The sequence below is a fragment of the Streptomyces sp. NPDC030820 genome (assembly GCF_055572075.1).
Genome location: NZ_JBVIEB010000002.1, coordinates 154,203 through 168,551, shown reverse-complemented (window position 1 = coordinate 168,551; position 14,349 = coordinate 154,203). Strand labels below are relative to the sequence as shown.

The following is a 14,349-nucleotide window of genomic DNA, read 5'->3' as shown; positions in this document are numbered from 1 at the left end:
CACCCGCCGGACCTTGACCCGGAAATGGATCCGGCGGGGCAGGCGCGAACCCGCGCGGCCGCCACAACGCACGGTGCCCAGTCCCCCGTAGGGAACTGGGCACCTTCGGCTCAGCTCAGCGCAGCGCTCAGTGGGCGTGGCCGTGGCCGTGGCCCGCGGCGGCCGGCTCTTCCTCTTCCTTCTTCTCGACGACCAGGGTCTCGGTCGTGAGCAGCAGGGAGGCGATGGAGGCGGCGTTCTCCAGGGCGGAGCGGGTGACCTTGACCGGGTCGATGACGCCGGCCTTGATCAGGTCGCCGTACTCGCCGGTGGCGGCGTTGTAGCCCTGCCCCTTCTCCAGGTCCTTGACCTTGGAGACGATGACGTAGCCCTCCTGGCCGGCGTTCTCGCCGATCCAGCGCAGCGGCTCGACCACGGCGTTGCGGACGACCGCGACACCGGTGGCCTCGTCGCCGGCCTTGTCGAGGTTGCCCTCGAGGACCTTGGCGGCGTGGACCAGGGCGGAGCCACCACCGGAGACGATGCCCTCCTCGACCGCGGCGCGGGTCGCGGAGATGGCGTCCTCCAGACGGTGCTTCTTCTCCTTCAGCTCCACCTCGGTGGCGGCGCCGACCTTGATCACGCACACGCCGCCGGCCAGCTTCGCGAGGCGCTCCTGGAGCTTCTCGCGGTCCCAGTCGGAGTCGGTGTTCTCGATCTCGGCCTTGATCTGCGCGACGCGGCCGTGGACGTCCTCGGACTTGCCGGCGCCGTCGACGATCGTGGTGTCGTCCTTGGTGACCGTCACGCGGCGGGCGGAGCCCAGCACGTCCAGGCCGACCTGGTCGAGCTTGAGGCCGACCTCCTCGGAGATGACGGTGGCGCCGGTGAGGATCGCCATGTCCTGCAGCATCGCCTTGCGGCGGTCGCCGAAGCCGGGGGCCTTCACCGCGACGGCGTTGAAGGTGCCGCGGATCTTGTTGACGACCAGGGTCGACAGGGCCTCGCCCTCGACGTCCTCGGCGATGATCAGCAGCGGCTTGGAGGCGCCGGCCTGGATGACCTTCTCCAGCAGCGGCAGCAGGTCCTGGATGGAGCTGATCTTGCCCTGGTTGATGAGGATGTACGGGTCGTCGAGGACGGCCTCCATGCGCTCCTGGTCCGTCACGAAGTACGGCGACAGGTAGCCCTTGTCGAAGGCCATGCCCTCGGTGAAGTCCAGCTCCAGACCGAAGGTGTTGGACTCCTCGACGGTGATGACACCGTCCTTGCCGACCTTGTCCATCGCCTCGGCGATGAGCTCGCCGACCTGCTGGTCCTGGGCGGACAGCGCGGCGACGGCGGCGATGTCGGACTTCTCGTCGATCGGGCGGGCCGAGGCGAGCAGGTCCGCGGAGACGGCGGCGACGGCCGCGTCGATGCCCTTCTTCAGGGCGGCCGGGGAGGCGCCGGCGGCAACGTTCTTCAGACCCTCGCGCACCAGCGCCTGGGCCAGCACGGTGGCGGTGGTGGTGCCGTCACCAGCGATGTCGTTGGTCTTGGTGGCCACCTCCTTCACCAGCTGCGCGCCGAGGTTCTCGTACGGGTCCTCGATCTCGATCTCGCGGGCGATCGTGACACCGTCGTTGGTGATGGTGGGGGCGCCGAACTTCTTGTCGATGACGACGTTGCGGCCCTTCGGGCCGATCGTCACCTTCACCGTGTCGGCCAGCTTGTTGACGCCGCGCTCGAGGGCGCGACGGGCGTCCTCGTCGAACTTCAGGATCTTCGCCATGACAGCGGGAGCCCTCTCGGAAATCTGTGGGTGAAAGACGAACTGCGCCCCGGGCGCCCGGCTTCTTTATCGGTCGCGGGGGCCAGGGGCGCAGCTCAAAAGCAATGGATTGCTTCGAGGTGGTCTTACTTCTCGATGATCGCGAGCACGTCGCGAGCCGAGAGGACGAGGTACTCCTCGCCGTTGTACTTCACCTCGGTGCCGCCGTACTTGCTGTACAGGACGACGTCGCCGACCTTGACGTCGAGCGGAAGGCGCTCACCGTTCTCGAACCGGCCCGGGCCCACGGCGAGGACAGCGCCCTCCTGGGGCTTCTCCTTCGCGGTGTCCGGGATGACCAGGCCAGAGGCCGTGGTCTGCTCGGCGTCCAGCGGCTGGACCACGATGCGGTCCTCGAGCGGCTTGATGGCAACCTTGGAGCTGGCGGTCGTCACGATCCGACCTCCCCCTTCGGAGATCTCACGGGGTTAACTGTCTGAGGTGGCGACCAGGTCGATCCGTCGTCGCGGGTGCCGGACCTGCCCGTCGCTTTGTTGGCACTCTCACCTGCGGAGTGCCAGAGCCGAGACTATGACCGGGGTTAGCACTCGGTCAAGCGGAGTGCCAATGCCGTGCGGCGCGTCGGCCGAATCCTGTCCGCGCCGGGTTACTGGTGTGCCGGTGTCGCGCCGCCGTCCTGGGGGCTACAGGTAGTCCTCCAACCGTCCCACCGTCAGCCCCCTCTGCTGCACCCTCCGCAGCACCCGCGCCGTGCGCTCCCGCAGGCTCGGCCCCGTCGTCTCGTCCGGGCCGACCAGGATGATGTCGCCGGGGCGCAGGTGGTGTTCGCCGTGGGTGTAGACGAGGTCGGTCGGGGTCATCGCGGCGCGCCAGAGGACGACCGTGGAGATGCCGCAGCCGGCCGCCGCGCGCAGGGTGGCGGTGTCGTACGAGCCGTACGGCGGGCGGAAGAGGCGGGGGGTGAGGCCGAGGCGGGCCCTGAGCCGGTCCTGCTGGCCGCAGATCTCGGCGCGCTGTCCGGCGTACGGCAGTCCGGCGAGCGCACGATGGTCGAGGGTGTGGTTCTGGATGCCGGCGCCGAGCCGGTGCAGACGGGCGAAGTGGCCGTAGGCGGGGCCGGCGATGCTGTCGGTGAGGAACATGCTGACCGGCAGCCGGAGTTCGCGGACCATGTCGACGAAGCGGGGGTCCTTCTCGGCGCCGTCGTCGTAGGTGAGGAACACGACCCGGTCGCGGGTGGGGACGTGGTCCACGACGCCGGGCAGGGCACCGCCCCCGGCCTGCGGGGTGAGGACGAGGGGGCGGGCGGCGGGCCTCGGTGGGCGGGCGAGGGGCTCCGTCAGGCCCCAGCGGCGGTAGGTCTGGTCGGGGCCCGGCCCGCGCGGGCGCACTCCTTCGGCGGCCTTCTTGCCGAGGCGTTCGATGGGGTCGACGGACTGGGCGCAGCCGGTGAGGAGCAGGGCCGTGGCGAGGAGCGCGACGGAGTACCGGCCCGGGCGGCGCCGCCGGGAGCCGGCTCTCCGGTACCCCGCCCCCGGCCTCACAGGTAGTCCTCCAGGCGAGCCACGGCGTAGCCCTCGCGGGTGACCTTGTTCAGGAAGCGGCGCATGTCGTCGACCATCGTGCCGTTCCAGTCGGAGCGGCCGCGGAAGTGGGTGAGGACGATGTCGCCGCGGCGCATCTTCTGGTCGTCCTCGCGGTACTCCCAGTGGTCGACGTAGACCTCCTCGTTCCAGATCGGGGCGTACTTGATGCCGCAGGCCTTGGCGGCGCGCAGGGTGTCCTGGTCGTAGTTGCCGTAAGGGGGCCGGAAGACCGTCGGGCGCCTGCCGAACTGCTTCTCCATGATGTCCTGCATGCCGCAGATCTCGGCCTTCTGGTCCTCGTAGGACAGACCTGGCAGATAGGGGTGGTGCAGGGTGTGGTTGTCGAGGGTGTGCCCGTAGGACTGCATCCTGCGGAAGTAGCCGTAGTCGTCCTTGACCAGGTAGTCGCTGAGGAAGGCGGTGTACGGGATCTTCAGGTCCTCCATCATCCGCAGGAATCCGGGGTCCTTCTCGGAGCCGTCGTCGATGGTGAGGAAGACGATCTTCTGCTCGGTGGGGATCGTGGTGAAGACCGGGGGCAGGTCCCAGTCCTCCTGGTGGCTCACCTCGAAGCCGGCCCGCGCGGTGATCTCCGGTTTCGTCCCGGGTGGCGGTGGTGGCGTCAGCGGGGCCTCCGCCAGCCCCCAGCGTCTGGCCGCCGCGACCAGGCGGGCGTGTTCGGCCGCCTGGCGGGCCTGGGGGCTCAGGGCCTGTGCGGGGCCGCCCCGGCCGGACGCGGGGCGGGCCGCGTCGGGGCCGGCCTGGCTGGACGGGGAGCGGGTCGTCTCGGGCCCGGCGCAGCTGGACAGAACGGCGGAACAGGCCAGCGCGGCGGCTGCGCAGCCGAGGACCAGACGTCCACGACAGGCCTGATTCTTATCGTTTTGTACGACGGCTCCCATGGTGTCGGATCCTTCCAGGCCGGCATCCGGAGCCCGGGCCGACACCGCCGCCGGAGGCGCACGATCCACCGCCTGGCCCACAATGACCCGGTGAACGACCTCGCTCTTCTCCTCACCCCCGAAGGCCGTGCCCTCCTCGACGAGGTCCGCGACACCGCGTCGGCCGACGAACTCGCCGTCGCCACCCGGCTGCGCCGCGACCACCCCGCCGAGCTGGTGTCGGCCGCGCTCGGCCAGGCCCGGCTGCGGCAGCGGGCGGCGGCGAAGTTCGGGGCGGCGGACGCGGGGCGGATGTTCTTCACGCCGAACGGGGTCGAGCAGTCGACCCGGGCCGGCGTCGCCGCCTACCGGGCCGAGCGGTTCACGAAGCTGGGCGTGACCTCGGTCGCCGACCTGTGCTGCGGGATCGGCGGGGACGCGATCGCGTTCGCCCGGGCGGGGATCCGGGTGCTCGCCGTGGACCGGGATCCGGTGACCGCCGCCGTGGCGCGGGCGAACGCCGAGGCGCTGGGGCTGGGCGAGCTGATCGAGGTCCGCGAGGCGGACGTCACCGAGGTGGACACGGGCGGCTACGACGCCGTGTTCGTGGACCCCGCCAGGCGGGGCGGGCGCGGCAGGATCTTCGACCCGGAGGTCTACTCCCCGCCCCTCTCCTGGGCGATCGAGGCCGCCCGCACGGCACCCCGCGCGGCGCTGAAGGTGGCGCCCGGCATTCCGCACGAGGCGGTGCCCACCGATGCCGAGGCCGAGTGGATCTCGGACGGCGGGGACGTCAAGGAGGCGGTGGTGTGGTTCGGCACCGAGCCGGGCGCGGTGCGCGCCACCCTGCTGCCCGGCCCGCGCACCCTCCTCGGCAAGGGGCTGCCCGACCCGGCGGTCCGGCCGGTGGGGCGCTATCTGTACGAGCCCGACGGCGCCGTCATCCGCGCCCATCTGGTCGCCGAGGTGGCCGAGCACCTGGACGGCGGGCTGATCGACCCCACCATCGCCTATGTCACCGCCGACGAACTGCGCCCCACGGCGTACGCCTGCGCCTACGAGATCACCGACCAGCTCCCGTTCAACGTCAAGAAGTTGAAGGCCCTGCTGCGCGAGCGCGAGGTCGGCACGCTGACCGTGAAGAAGCGCGGGTCGGCCGTAGAGCCGGAGGAACTGCGCAGGAAGGTCAAGCCGCAGGGGCCGAACGCGGCGACCGTGTTCCTCACCCGGGTCGCGGGGGCGCCGACCATGCTGATCGGGGCCCCCGCGACACCGCCCGCGGCTACTGCGCTGCCGTAGTGCGCAGCGCGCCGAGGTCGGGCGAGACCGTGGTCGCCCGCTGCGGGGTGGCCGGCGAACTCGTCGCCGGCTCCAGGCCGTTGTAGTACGGCGTGTACGTCCACTGGCTGCTGCTCGCGCTGACCGCGGTGCCCGCGGAGTTCAGCGCCGCGGTGGACACCGAGCCGGTGCCGCCGAAGGCCGCCACGCCGTTGATGTTCGCGGCGCCCTTGACCAGGTAGGACTTGGTGTCGGCGGACAGCGAGTCCACGGACGTCCACAGCAGCGGGCCGAAGACGTTCATCGCCGAGGCGGCCGTGGTGCCACCGCGCCAGCTGTCGGTGGAGGCGAGGGCCACATTGCTCGGGCCGGCCCACCAGAAGCGGGCGAGGGCGGCGGCGGTGCCCTCGTTGGTGCTCGCCGTGACCGGGTAGTAGGTGTACGTCGACGGCCAGTTGGAGAAGTACGTGTGCGTGAGCGCGTACTTCGCCGAGGCACCGACCGGGATCATGTAGGTGTTCCGCGGGTCCAGACCGTCGAGGTACGACTTCACGGACGAGGTCAGCGAGTTGCCGTCGTTGAGCACGACGACCGCCTTGCTGCTCGTGCCGTCCGCGCCGGCGGCCGACGCGGCGGCGAGCGCCGAGTGGTAGTCGGTGCCGGTGGCGATGAAGACGTAGTCCGGGGTACTGGTGACCGACTTGGCGACCGCGACCGACGTCGAGTAGCGGGAGGTGCCCGCCAGCCGCTTCGGGGTGAAGCCGAGCGAGCTGACCTTGGAGGCGACGGTGCTGCTCAGGATCGACGTGCCGCCGATCAGATAGACGCTCGCACCCGGCTTGAGGATCCGCTTGAGCTCGGTCTGCACCGACGAGTCCAGCGCGCTGCCGGAGGTCATGAGGACCGGGCCGTGCTTCTTGCCCGCGAGGGCGGGCGCGGTCAGCGCGTACGCCTGGCTGTCCTTGGAGACCAGGACGGCGGAGGAGGCGTTCATCAGGCCCGGCTCGCTCTGGCCGAGGGTGTTCCAGGTCCAGCGGGAGGCGGCGATGTTGGTGCCGTAGACATCGGCGCCCCAGACCCGGCCGACGGCGTTCTTGCGCAGGGGCTGCCAGGCGAGGTCCCACTTGGCGGTGGTCGGCGAGTCGTAGAGGACCTTGGTGGTGTTCGAGGCCAGGTCCAGGACCTGGTCCTGCAGCGAGCCCGAGGTCGTCGTCAGCTCGTACGCCAGCCGGGTGCCGTCGGGCGACCAGGCGGGCTTGGCGATGGTGCCGGTCTCGTCGGGCAGCAGCGCGGTGACCGTGCCGTCGGCCACGTTCACCGTGTACAGCTTGCCGCCGACGGTGTAGGCGACCTTGGTGCCGTCCGGGGAGATGGCCGGGGCGTTCGCCTTTCCGGTGACCAGCTGCTTGAGGCCGCCGGTCGTGCCGTCGTACAGCCACACGGCGCCGAAGCGGGTGTCGCCGCTGCACGTGCTGCCCGAGCGGATGAACGCCAGCTTGCCGTCGAGGGCGCCGCTGGGCTGGCTGTCGCAGCCCTCCTGCGCGCTGGCGAACAGGTGCTGCTGGGTGCGGCTGCCGTCGGACGGGGCGACCCGCAGCCGCCCGCTGAGCGTGAAGACGACCTCGCTGCCACCCCACCAGAAGGTCGGGTCGTCGGCGAGGATCGAGTTGGTGGTGTTGACCGGCAGCTCCACCGGCCCGGTGAAGTCGTGGCCGACGACGTTGACGCGGCCGGTCGACTGGTTGACGTAGGCCATGCGGCTGCCGTCGGGCGACCAGGCGGGCTTCATGGCGTTCTTCACCCGGACCACGGGCGCGGTGCCGTCCTCGTACAGCTGCGAGACGGTGCCGTCCATGTCGGCGGTCAGGATGCCGTCGGTCGCGGTCCAGCCGGAGGCACCGGCCGACGCGCCCGGGGCCAGCGCCACGGCGGTGCCGGCGGCCAGCGCCGTGGCGACGGAGAGCGCGACGACTCTGCGCCGCGCGGAGGAACTGAGATACGACAAAGGGTGTACCCCCCACAGGTAGTGGATGATGCTGCCCGCCTGCGGAAGGTGACACGCAGGTTGCGTGGCAGCCGCGTAACTGTAAACCCTCAGTGATCAGGAAGGGAATGCGCTTTCGCGAGCAACAGCTGCCGCTCGCGTTCGTTGCGCGTGAGGGACACGGCCCGCTCGAACTCCGTCCGGGCCTCCGCCGTACGACCGAGGCGGGCCAGCAGGTCGCCGCGGACGCTGGGCAGCAGGTGGTAGTCGCGCAGGGCGGGTTCGGCGGTCAGGGCGTCCACCAGTTTCAGGCCCTCGGCCGGGCCGTCGGCCATCGACACGGCGACCGCGCGGTTCAGCTCGACGACCGGGGACGGGGCGCGGGCGGCCAGCAGGCCGTACAGGGTGGCGATGGCCCGCCAGTCGGTCTCCGCGTAGTGGTAGGCGTGCGCGTGGCAGGCGGCGATGGCCGCCTGGAGGGCGTACGGGCCCGGGGCGCCGGTCGCGGTGGCGCCGGCCCGGTCCAGGGCGCGGATGCCGCGGGCGATGAGCATGCGGTTCCAGCGCCGGCGGTTCTGGTCCTTGAGGAGGACGGGTGCGCCGTCGGGGCCGGTACGGGCGGCCGTGCGGGACGCCTGGAACTCCAGCAGCGCGGTCAGCCCGTGCACCTCCGGCTCCTTGGGCATGAGCGCGGACAGCACGCGGGCCAGGCGCAGCGCGTCCTCGCACAGGCCGGGGCGGAGCAGGTCGTCACCGGCGGTGGCCGCGTACCCCTCGTTGAAGATCAGGTAGATGACGTCCAGGACGGAGCCGAGGCGGGCCTCGCGGTCGGGGCCGTAGGGCACCTCGAAGGCGACGTTCTTCTTCGCCAGGGTGCGCTTGGCGCGCACGATGCGCTGGGCGATCGTCGGCTCCGGCACGAGGTAGGCGCGGGCGATCTCGGCCGTGCTCAGGCCGCCGAGCAGGCGCAGGGTGAGCGCGATGCGGGCCTCGGGCGACAGCACCGGGTGGCAGGCGGTGAAGACGAGCCGGAGCAGGTCGTCGTCGATGTCGTCCGGGTCGGCGGGCTCGTCGTAAGCCGGCGGGGTCGTCCGGAGGTCGTGGCCGATCTCGGCGAGCTTGCGGGCGTAGGTCTCGCGGCGCCGGATCAGATCGACCGCGCGGTGCCGGGCGGTCGCCATGAGCCAGGCGCCGGGGTTGTCGGGCACGCCGTCGCGGGGCCACTGCTCCAGGGCGGCGACCAGCGCGTCCTGCGCCAGTTCCTCGGCGATGCCGACGTCCCGGACGATCCGGGCGACACCGGCGATGACCCGGGGCGACTCCAGGCGGAAGACGGTCTCGATGGCATGGGCGGTGCCGGGCTGTGCCGGGGTGGGCTGTGGTTCCACAGCCCACCATGCAACACCGCCGTAGGACACGGCGCCAGGCACTCAGCCCTCGGCGATCTCCCGCACCTCACAGGTCACGGTCCAGAAGTCCTCGTGCACCTGCAGGAACCGCTTGGCCCACTCCAGGGCCTCGGCCTTGTCCTTGCACTGCATGATCGCGTAGCCGCCGATGGCCTCCTTGGTCTCGGTGAACGGCCCGTCGGTGACGGAGATCTTGCCGCCCTCCCAGCGCACCCGGGTGCCCTGGGCGGACGGGGTGAGCCCGGCGGTGTCGAGCATGACGCCGGCCTTGGTGACCTCCTCGATCAGCTCGCCCATCCGCTGCATGAGTTCGGGGCTGGGGCCCTCGGCGGGGGCGGAGGACTCGTCGATACGCACGAGCGACAGATAGCGGGGCATGGTGGCTCCTCCGGTCGGGCGGCGGGGCCTCTCCCCGCCGCTCACCCATGCGTCGAACGGCAGACACCCGGATCGACACACTCACCGAAGATTTTTCCGAGGGACCTTCCCGCTCGTCGTCAGGGCCGTACCGGCTCAGCGCAGGGACGCCCACAGCCTGCTTGCCGCCGGCTCGTTCGCGATCACCCGGTTGTGGTCGGAGGGGGCGGCGACCACCGGCATCATCACCGTCCTGACGTGGTCGGCCGTGAGGCCCTTCAGGCTCTGGCCGAGCCGCGTCAGCTCGCCCAGGGAGTCCAGGCCGGTGTCCGTGGTGAGGCTCGCGGTCACCGCGTCGGCGACCCGGTACAGCCTGGCCGGGTCGGTGAGCAGGTTCGTGCCGGCCATCTGCTCCAACAGGGCCTTGACCAGCATCTGTTGCAGCCCTATGCGGCCGAGGTCGCTGCCGTCGCCTATGCCGTGCCGGGTACGGGCGAGCGCGAGGGCCTGCTTGCCGTCGAGGTGGTGGGGGCCGGCCTTCAGGTGGAGATGGCTCTGGTCGTCGTCGATGTTCTGTGTCGTGGTCACGTCGACGCCGCCGAGCGCGTCGACCAGCTTGGCGAAGCCGGAGAAGTCGATCTCGATGTAGTGGTCCATGCGGACGTTCGTGATCGACTCGACGGTCTTCACCGCGCACACCGGCCCGCCCACCGCGTAGGCGCTGTTGAACATCGCGCCGTGGGCCACCGCCGTCGAGCCGCCGGAGGCGAGCGGGCAGGACGGGCGGGTGACGAGGGTGTCGCGCGGGATGCTGACCACGGTGGCCTTCGTACGGCCCGCGTCGAGGTGCACGACCATCGCCGTGTCCGAGCGGGCGCCGGAGCTGTGGCCGCCGCCGAGCTCCTGGTCGGCCTTGCCGCTGCGCGAGTCCGAGCCGAGGACCAGGATGTTCAGGGAGCCGGTCGGCAGCGGGGAGGCGGTGGCCGCGGGGGCGATCACGGCCTTCGCGGGCCGGTCGTCGCCGAGCGCGCTGTCGATGTCGACGCTTTTGATGTTGTGGTTGAGGTGCCAGTAGGCCCAGCCCACCGCGGCCGTGCCCAGCACCAGGGCGCCCGCCAGGGTGAGGCCGACGATCTTCAGCGCCCTTGACCGCCGGCCCACCGGTCTGCCCGCGTCGCCGTGCTCCTCGTGTCGCATCACGCGAGGAACGTAAGTCCGAATTATTAGGGGACTGTTAGCGGAAGCCGTGAGAATCGGCTTTCTTCGGAAATTCTCATCCCAGCGTCACCGTGGGTGCTGGATCGCTGTCGCTCCAGGACGCGTTGAAGCCGAGCGTCACCGAACCGCCCTCCGGCACCGGCCCGTTGTACGAGGCGTTGGTGCACGACACCGTCGCGCCCGACTGGGCGCAGGTGGCGTTCCAGGCCTGGGCGATCTGCTGGCCCACCCCGTCGATCGGGACGCCCTGCACCTAGGCCACTCCGAAAGTTTCGATCCAGCAAGCGATTGGCTTCGGAGGAGTGTGGGGGCGCCCACCCACCCGTCAATACGTCAGCTTCCGGCCAACGCCGTCACACGGTCGGCGGCGCGGCCGTGCTGCTGCGCACGACGAGGCTGGTCGCCAGTTCCACCCGGGTCGCCGCCCGCTCCTCCGGCGCGCGCCCCAGCTCCAGCACCAGCCGGGCGGCGGCCTCGGCCATCTCGGTCAGCGGCTGCCGTACGGTCGTCAGCGGCGGGCCGACCCAGCGGGCCACCGGCAGGTCGTCGAAGCCGACCACACTGAGGTCCTCCGGGATGCGCAGGCCCAGCTCACGGGCGGCCTCGTACAGGCCGAGCGCCTGCAGGTCGTTGCCCGCGAACACGGCCGTCGGCCGGTCGGGGCGGCGCAGCAGCTCCAGGCCCAGCCGGTAGCCCGCGTCGTGGTGGAAGTCGCCGGCCACGATCAGCGAGGGGTCGACGGGCAGGCCGGCCGTCTCCAGGGCGGCGCGGTAGCCGTCGAGGCGGGCCCGGCTGCACATCATCCTCGACGGGCCGCTGATCGCACCGATCCGGGTGTGGCCGAACTCGACCAGGTGGCGCGTGGCGGCGAGCCCGCCCTGCCAGTTGGTGGCGCCGATGGACGGCACGTCCGGGCCCGGGTCACCGGCCGGGTCCATCACCACGAACGGGATGGAACGGCTGGTCAGCAGCGCCCGCTGGGACTCGTCCAGCCCGGACAGCACCAGCACCACCCCGTGCGGACGGCGCGCGGCCACCTGGTCGGCCCAGGTCCGGCCCGGGGTGAGCCGGCCGGCCGACTCGGACAGCACGACGCTCAGCCCGGCGTCCCGGGCCACGTTCTCCACGCCCCGGATCACCTCCAGCGCCCAGGCGCTCTCCAGCTCGTGGAAGACCAGGTCGATCAGCGGGGAGCGGGACGCCTCGGCGCGGCGGCGCCGGTAGCCGTAGGCGCGCAGCAGTTCCTCGACCCGGGTGCGGGTCGCGGGGGCGACATCGGCGCGGCCGTTGAGCACCTTCGAAACAGTCGGAGCCGACACCCCGGCCTCACGGGCGATCTCGGCGAGGGTCGCCGTCTGCGTTTCTGTGGGCTTCGAAGGCTTCATGCCCGCGATCGTATCGTCGCGGCCCCCCTTGACGAAGGCCTGCGCGCGCCATAGGTTCCCGGAACATTCGATGTCTTCTTCGAAACATTCGGGAACATTCGTGAGCGACAGTCAGAGTGACGGGAGTTCCATGACCACCGCTCCTTGGCGTGACCCCGCCCTGCCCGCCGACGCCCGCGTGAGCGACCTGCTCTCCCGGATGACCCTTCAGGAGAAGGCCGCCCAGCTGTACGGCGTGTGGGTGGGCGCCGCTGCGGACGGCGACGGGGTCGCCCCGCTGCAGCGCGAGATGACCGCCGACTTCGACTGGGACGAGCTGATCGCCCACGGTCTCGGCCAGCTGACCCGCTCCTTCGGCACCGCCCCCGTGGACCCGCCGCTCGGTGCGCAGGCCCTGGCCCGCGCCCAGCGCCGGATCGCCGCCGCCGGCCGCTTCGGCATCCCGGCCGTCGCCCACGAGGAGTGCCTGGCCGGCTTCACCGCCTGGCGTGCGACGGCGTACCCGGTGCCGCTCGCCTGGGGCGCGGCCTTCGACCCCGACCTGGTGGCGGAGATGGGCCGGCGCATCGGCCGCGACCTGCGCGCCTGCGGCGTCCACCAGGGCCTCGCCCCCGTCCTGGACGTGGTCCGCGACCCCCGCTGGGGCCGGGTGGAGGAGACGATCGGCGAGGACCCGTACCTGGTCGGCACGATCGGCACGGCCTATGTCCGCGGCCTGGAGTCGGCCGGGGTCGTCGCCACCCTCAAGCACTTCGCCGGGTACGCGTCCTCGGCGGGCGCCCGGAACCTGGCGCCGGTCCGGGCGGGCGTCCGGGAGTTCGCGGACGTCACCCTGCCCCCCTTCGAGATGGCGCTGCGCGAGGGCGGGGCCCGCTCGGTGATGGCGGCCTACACCGAGACCGACGGCGTGCCCGCCTCCGCCGACCGGCGCCTGCTGACCGAGCTGCTGCGCGAGGAGTGGGGGTTCACCGGCACGGTGGTCGCCGACTACTTCGGCATCGGGTTCCTTGAGACCCTGCACCGGGTCGCGGCGGACGAGGCGGAGGCGGCGCACCGGGCGCTGGCCGCGGGCATCGACGTCGAGCTGCCGACCCTGAAGTGCTACGGCACCCCGCTCGTCACCGCCGTACGCGAGGGCCGCATCCCGGAGTCGCTGGTGGACCGGGCGGCCCGGCGGGTGCTGCTGCAGAAGTGCGAGCTGGGCCTGCTGGACCCGGACTGGCGGCCGGAGCCGCAGGGCCCGGTGGACCTGGACTCGGCGGAGAACCGGGCCGTGGCCCGGCGGCTGGCCGAGGAGTCGGTGGTGCTGCTGGACAACCCCGGCGGACTGCTGCCGCTGGCCCCCGACACCCGGATCGCGGTGGTCGGCCCGCGCGCGGCGGACGCGCTCGCCATGCTCGGCTGCTACTCCTTCCCCGCCCACGTCCTCACCCACCACCCCGACGTGCCGCTCGGCATCGAGATCCCCACGGTCCTGGACGCCCTGCGCACCGAACTCCCGGATGCCAAGGTCACGTTCGCCGAAGGCTGCGAGGTCTCCGACCCGGACACGGCCGGCTTCGCGGAGGCGGTGGCGCGGGCGGCGGAGGCGGACGTGTGCGTGGCGGTGCTCGGCGACCGGGCGGGCCTGTTCGGCCGGGGCACCTCGGGCGAGGGCTGCGATGTGACCGATCTCCAACTGCCAGGAGTCCAAGCCGAGTTGCTGGACCGTCTGGTGGCGACGGGCGTCCCGGTGGTGCTGGTCCTGCTGACCGGGCGGCCGTACGCCCTGGGCCGCTGGCACGGCCGGCTCGGCGCGGTCGTCCAGGCCTTCTTCCCCGGCGAGGAGGGAGGGCCTGCGGTGGCCGGGGTGCTGTCCGGCCGGGTGAACCCCTCCGGGCGCCTCCCGGTGAGCGTGCCGCGCGTGCCCGGCGGCCAGCCCTGGACCTATCTCCAGCCCCCGCTGGGCCTGGCCGGCGAGGTCAGCAGCCTGGACCCGACCCCGCTGTACCCCTTCGGTCACGGCCGCTCGTACACGACGTTCGCCTGGGAGGACGTGCACGCCCCCGAGGCCGAGATCCCGACGGACGGCGCCTACGACCTCTCCGTCACCGTCCGCAACACCGGCGGCCGCTTTGGCGCCGAGGTGGTCCAGCTGTATCTGCACGACCCGGTGGCGAGCGTGACCCGGCCCGACGTACGCCTGATCGGGTACCGGCGGATGGAGCTGCCGCCTGGCGCGTCCCGTCGGCTGACCTTCCGCTTCCACGCCGACCTGTCCTCGTTCACGGACCGCACGGGGGCACGGGTGGTGGAGCCGGGCGCGCTGGAGCTGCGGCTGGCCGCGTCGAGCACGGATGTACGGCACACGGCCCGGATCCGGCTGACCGGGCCGGTCCGGGTGGTCGGGCCCGAGCGGCGACTGCGGTGCGATGTGGTGGTGTCCCGGGGAACTGATTGAACCTCAGGGGCCGGGTGGAACGTATTGAGTCGCGGCGGAAGCACAGTGACCGCGCTTC

Annotated in this window: 11 protein-coding genes and 1 pseudogene; 2 read left to right on the top strand and 10 right to left on the bottom strand. The window is 71.9% G+C overall.

Translation table 11 applies throughout. From position 1 onward, the window contains the following. Positions 1-127: 127 nt before the first annotated feature. From groL to ACZ418_RS05430, 4 genes are all read right to left on the bottom strand, one after another. Complete coding sequence (groL, locus tag ACZ418_RS05445; RefSeq protein ID WP_468357268.1) at positions 128-1,753, bottom strand: chaperonin GroEL; 1,626 nt, start codon at positions 1,751-1,753, stop codon at positions 128-130. Between the two features lie 125 nt (positions 1,754-1,878). Beyond that, positions 1,879-2,187 (bottom strand): co-chaperone GroES, encoded by a 309-nt coding sequence (groES, locus tag ACZ418_RS05440; protein WP_039652762.1) that lies wholly within the window; start codon positions 2,185-2,187, stop codon positions 1,879-1,881. Between the two features lie 249 nt (positions 2,188-2,436). Then, positions 2,437-3,297 carry a polysaccharide deacetylase family protein gene (locus tag ACZ418_RS05435; RefSeq protein ID WP_468357265.1) on the bottom strand — a complete coding sequence of 287 codons (861 nt, stop codon included), beginning with the start codon at positions 3,295-3,297 and terminating at the stop codon, positions 2,437-2,439. Then, positions 3,294-4,241 (bottom strand): polysaccharide deacetylase family protein, encoded by a 948-nt coding sequence (locus tag ACZ418_RS05430; RefSeq protein ID WP_468357262.1) that lies wholly within the window; start codon positions 4,239-4,241, stop codon positions 3,294-3,296. The genes ACZ418_RS05435 and ACZ418_RS05430 overlap by 4 nt, the downstream gene beginning before the upstream one ends. Positions 4,242-4,331: 90 nt before the next feature. On the opposite strand from ACZ418_RS05430, the gene ACZ418_RS05425 reads away from it, so the two are divergent. Then, a complete protein-coding gene (locus tag ACZ418_RS05425) occupies positions 4,332-5,519 on the top strand; it encodes a THUMP-like domain-containing protein (RefSeq protein WP_468357259.1) in 1,188 nt (395 codons plus the stop codon). Here the strand turns inward: ACZ418_RS05425 and ACZ418_RS05420 are convergent. From ACZ418_RS05420 to ACZ418_RS05395, 6 genes and pseudogenes are all read right to left on the bottom strand, one after another. Continuing rightward, the gene (locus ACZ418_RS05420; RefSeq protein WP_468357256.1) at positions 5,503-7,503 is read right to left on the bottom strand and encodes a cell wall-binding repeat-containing protein; all 2,001 of its coding nucleotides are present in this window, start codon (positions 7,501-7,503) and stop codon (positions 5,503-5,505) included. The two genes, ACZ418_RS05425 and ACZ418_RS05420, sit on opposite strands and share 17 nt — an antisense overlap. An 89-nt stretch (positions 7,504-7,592) precedes the next feature. Further along, on the bottom strand, positions 7,593-8,870 hold the full coding sequence (locus tag ACZ418_RS05415) for an RNA polymerase sigma factor (protein WP_468357253.1): 1,278 nt from the start codon (positions 8,868-8,870) through the stop codon (positions 7,593-7,595). 42 nt (positions 8,871-8,912) lie between these two features. Next, on the bottom strand, positions 8,913-9,269 hold the full coding sequence (locus ACZ418_RS05410) for a YciI family protein (protein ID WP_468357250.1): 357 nt from the start codon (positions 9,267-9,269) through the stop codon (positions 8,913-8,915). A 135-nt stretch (positions 9,270-9,404) separates the two neighbouring features. After that, positions 9,405-10,445 (bottom strand): LCP family protein, encoded by a 1,041-nt coding sequence (locus ACZ418_RS05405; RefSeq protein WP_468358861.1) that lies wholly within the window; start codon positions 10,443-10,445, stop codon positions 9,405-9,407. Between the two features lie 76 nt (positions 10,446-10,521). Continuing rightward, a pseudogene (locus tag ACZ418_RS05400) lies at positions 10,522-10,698 on the bottom strand (cellulose binding domain-containing protein); the annotation flags it as partial. A 121-nt stretch (positions 10,699-10,819) separates the two neighbouring features. Then, a complete protein-coding gene (locus tag ACZ418_RS05395; protein WP_468357246.1) occupies positions 10,820-11,851 on the bottom strand; it encodes a LacI family DNA-binding transcriptional regulator in 1,032 nt (343 codons plus the stop codon). A 130-nt stretch (positions 11,852-11,981) separates the two neighbouring features. Between ACZ418_RS05395 and ACZ418_RS05390 the strand changes: the two genes are divergently transcribed. Beyond that, positions 11,982-14,291, top strand: coding sequence for a beta-xylosidase/alpha-l-arabinosidase (locus tag ACZ418_RS05390; RefSeq protein ID WP_468357243.1), 2,310 nt, complete (start codon positions 11,982-11,984; stop codon positions 14,289-14,291). Positions 14,292-14,349 lie beyond the last annotated feature (58 nt).

Coding starts and splice junctions, on each gene's coding strand:
- ACZ418_RS05390 (WP_468357243.1), top strand. CDS start 11,982: ATGACCACCGCTCCTTGGCGTGACCCCGCCCTGCCCGCCGACGCCCGC.
- ACZ418_RS05410 (WP_468357250.1), bottom strand. CDS start 9,269: ATGCCCCGCTATCTGTCGCTCGTGCGTATCGACGAGTCCTCCGCCCCC.
- ACZ418_RS05405 (WP_468358861.1), bottom strand. CDS start 10,445: ATGCGACACGAGGAGCACGGCGACGCGGGCAGACCGGTGGGCCGGCGG.
- ACZ418_RS05430 (WP_468357262.1), bottom strand. CDS start 4,241: ATGGGAGCCGTCGTACAAAACGATAAGAATCAGGCCTGTCGTGGACGT.
- groL (WP_468357268.1), bottom strand. CDS start 1,753: ATGGCGAAGATCCTGAAGTTCGACGAGGACGCCCGTCGCGCCCTCGAG.
- ACZ418_RS05395 (WP_468357246.1), bottom strand. CDS start 11,851: ATGAAGCCTTCGAAGCCCACAGAAACGCAGACGGCGACCCTCGCCGAG.